The sequence below is a fragment of the Flavobacterium sp. genome, from assembly GCF_049318185.1.
Lineage (GTDB): Bacteria > Bacteroidota > Bacteroidia > Flavobacteriales > Flavobacteriaceae > Flavobacterium.
On the sequence record NZ_JBMOGV010000165.1, the window covers coordinates 1 to 3612 of the forward strand.

At 33.7% G+C, this 3612-nt stretch carries 4 protein-coding genes; all 4 read left to right on the plus strand.

The genetic code is table 11. The annotated features are described in order from the left end of the window. Nucleotides 1–75 precede the first annotated feature (75 nt). Genes rfbC through ACOYLT_RS10870 form a run of 4 tightly spaced genes read left to right on the plus strand, consistent with a single transcriptional unit; the run spans nt 76 to nt 3441 of the window. Nucleotides 76–627 carry a dTDP-4-dehydrorhamnose 3,5-epimerase gene (gene rfbC / locus ACOYLT_RS10855; RefSeq protein ID WP_422853867.1) on the plus strand — a complete coding sequence of 184 codons (552 nt, stop codon included), beginning with the start codon at nt 76–78 and terminating at the stop codon, nt 625–627. Further along, a complete protein-coding gene (locus tag ACOYLT_RS10860; protein WP_422853868.1) occupies nt 624–1850 on the plus strand; it encodes a methyltransferase domain-containing protein in 1227 nt (408 codons plus the stop codon). The genes rfbC and ACOYLT_RS10860 overlap by 4 nt, the downstream gene beginning before the upstream one ends. A gap of 3 nt (nt 1851–1853) precedes the next feature. Then, nucleotides 1854–2708: an NAD-dependent epimerase/dehydratase family protein gene (locus ACOYLT_RS10865; protein WP_422853869.1), complete on the plus strand. Its 855-nt coding sequence runs from the start codon at nt 1854–1856 to the stop codon at nt 2706–2708. Beyond that, complete coding sequence (locus ACOYLT_RS10870; RefSeq protein ID WP_422853870.1) at nt 2701–3441, plus strand: cephalosporin hydroxylase family protein; 741 nt, start codon at nt 2701–2703, stop codon at nt 3439–3441. The genes ACOYLT_RS10865 and ACOYLT_RS10870 overlap by 8 nt, the downstream gene beginning before the upstream one ends. Nucleotides 3442–3612: the final 171 nt, after the last annotated feature.

Sequence of the window (3612 nt, forward strand, 5' to 3'; positions counted from 1 at the left end):
TCCAGAAAAGGGTTACAGCTAATTTAAACCCGACTTTAGTCGGACAACAATGATAGTTTATATGATTCTTGAATAATGATATTTCTCTCTACTCCATTGGCGGGCGTAATTCTAGTAAAATCAGAACCAATTTCTGATGAGAGAGGATTTTTTACCAGAACCTATTGTAAAAAGGAGTTTGAATCAGTTCAAATTTATGATGAATTTGTTCAGTGCAATCATTCATTTAATATCTCAAAAGGAACTTTACGGGGCCTTCACTATCAGATACCTCCTTATGCCGAAAAGAAGTATGTGAGATGTGTTAATGGTAGTATATTTGATGTTGTGGTAGATATCAGAAAAGATTCACCTACTTATCTCCAATGTTTTAATGTAGAGCTAAGTTTTTTTAATATGTTGGGGCTAATTATACCAGAAGGTTGTGCACATGGATTTCAAGTTTTAGAAGATAATACATCCATTATTTACCACCATTCCGAGTTTTATCACCCTAATTCTGAAAAAGGCTTACGATATGATGATCCAGTACTTAATATACATTGGCCTCTGGAAGTGAAGCATATAAGTGAAAGGGATAAAAATTTTGCAATTATTGATCACCAATTTGAACCTTTACAACTGTGAATTGTCGATTTTGTAACACCCCCCTTAATTACGAATTTCTTGATTTGGTTAATGCTCCTCCATCTAATTCATTTTTGACATTTAGCCAATTGAACGAGCCAGAGGTCTACTATCCATTGAGGGTCTTAGTTTGTGATAACTGTTTCTTAGTTCAAATTGACGAGTATCAAAAGTCGTCAGCAATTTTTAATCATGAATATGTTTATTTCTCTTCTTTTTCTACAAGTTGGCTGAGTCATGCTAAAAATTATTGTGAAAAAGTAGTCGAAAGGTTTTCATTGGGTAATAATTCGAGGGTAGTGGAAATTGCATCTAATGATGGTTACCTCTTACAGTATTTTTTAGAACGAAAAATACCTGTTTTAGGGATAGAACCTACTAAGAATACAGCTAAAGTGGCAATAGATAAGGGTATAGAAACAGTTACCGAATTTTTTGGATTAGCGCTGGCAGAAGTTTTAGTTAAAAAGGGATTATATGCTGATTTACTTATCGGCAATAATGTTTTAGCACATGTTCCAGATATAAATGATTTTGTTGCGGGCATGCATCATTTTTTATCTCCACAGGGCATTATAACAATGGAGTTTCCACATTTAATTCAATTGATTGATAACAATCAGTTTGATACAATTTATCATGAGCATTTCTCTTATCTTTCGTTGTTTACTGTTCAAAAGATATTTTTAGCACAAGAGTTAGAGATATTTGATGTAGATGAAATATCGACACATGGAGGTTCTTTAAGAATTTATGCAAAACATGTTGGTGATACTAGTAAAGAAATTAGTGCCAAGGTTGCTAGCCTCATTCAAATGGAAAAATCAAAAGGTGTTGACAAAATTGACTACTATAAGGGATTTACAGATAAGGTTGAGCAAATTAAGTTTGATTTATTGGCATTTTTAGTTACTCAGAAAAATAAAGGGAAAAAGGTTGTAGGATATGGAGCAGCTGCAAAGGGAAATACTTTGTTGAATTATTGTGGAATAAAAAAGGATTTAATTCACTTTGTTGTTGATGCTAATCCAAATAAACAGAATAAATTTTTGCCTGGAAGTCATATTCCGGTGGTTAATGAGGAGATACTGAAACTTGAGCGACCTGATTATGTGATTATATTCCCTTGGAATTTGAGCGCTGAAATTAAGCAGCAATTATCTTATATTACTGAGTGGGGTGGCAGATTCTTGATTCCTATCCCAACCATAGTAATTGACTAGTTAATGAAATTTTTAGTAACAGGTGCAACCGGATTTTTAGGTAGTTATGTAATTCAATACTTGACAAAGAGGGGCCATGAAGTAATTGCTACAGCACGAAGTATTGAAAAAGCTAAGTCCAGCAAATGGTATAATGTTGTTCTTTTCAAGCCTTATGATTTTTCAAATGTATCAAGCGATTTTTCTTCTTATCAATATTTTAATAATCCCGACATACTCATTCATCTGGCATGGGATGGTTTGCCAAATTTTAAAAGCTTGCTCCACATCGAACAGCACCTTCAACATCAGTACCAGTTTTTAAAAAATTATATTTCTTCAGGTGGAGAACATGTACTGGTTACAGGAACTTGCTTAGAATATGGTTTGCAAAGTGGTTGTTTGTCTGAAAGCATGCCCACTAATCCGGTAACTGCTTACGGAGTTGCAAAAAATAGCTTGCGTCAATTCATCGATATATTACAAAAAACTCAACCATCTTTTGTTTTTCAATGGGTGCGATTGTTCTATATGTATGGGGAAGGCCAACATGCTAAATCTATCATTCCTCAATTACAACTTGCTATAGAAAATGAAGAAAAATATTTTAATATGTCTGGTGGTGATCAAACCCGTGATTATCTGCATGTTTCTAAAGTAGCGGAATATATATCTTCCATTGCGGAGCAAAAAAGTATTACTGGAATTATTAATTGTTGTAGCGGAAAGCCTATTGCAATTAAACAGTTGGTGAAGGAGTATGCAGAGGTAACCGGAGCGGATATTCAATTTAATTATGGCTTCTACCCATACAACGATTATGAACCCATGCACTTTTGGGGTAGTTCTGAAAAATTAAAAACAATTATTCATGAGTGAAGAGCTTGAGCAATTTAAAAAGCAAAAAGAACAACAAATAGCATCCTATCCTAGTAATAAGGAATTAGTTGAAGCAGCTAATCAGTTCAATGTTGAATCAAACAAGGCGCTATATTCCTACAATTTTTCATGGATGGGTCGACCAATTATTGCATATCCGCAAGATATGATTGCCATGCAGGAAATTATTTGGGAAGTGCAACCTGATTTGATTATTGAAACTGGAATTGCACATGGGGGTTCAATTATTTATTATGCTTCCTTGTTAGAATTAATAGGCAAAAATGGAAGAGTATTAGGAATCGATATTGATATACGAGCACATAACAGAGCTTTGATAGAAGGTCATCCTATGTATAAACGTATTGATATGATTGAAGGATCTTCTATTGATCCTCATATTGCTGAACAAGTATATGCTGTAGCCCAAAATTATCAAAACATTATGGTTTGTTTAGATTCTAATCATACCCATGATCATGTTTTACAGGAATTACATTTATATTCAAAACTGGTATCGAAAGACAGTTATTGCGTTGTTTTTGATACAATTGTTGAATTTTTGCCAACCGATTATATGCCAGGCGGACGGCCTTGGAATCCCGGTGATAGTCCACACTCTGCTGTGAGTGATTTTTTAAAAACAACCGATCATTTTGTTGTTGATTCTAGCATCGACAATAAATTATTAGTTAGTGTAGCACCAAGTGGGTATCTGAAACGAATTAAATAGTTTTTATTTTTTCCTTATTCAATAGAAATGAATTATTCTATTCATATTTTGTTTATAGTGCATGATTAAGCGAAATCTTGTAGCCAATTATATTGGGCAGATTTGGTCGGCGGTGATGAGTATTGCATTTATTCCATTGTATATTAAATATCTTGGTATTGAATCCTATGG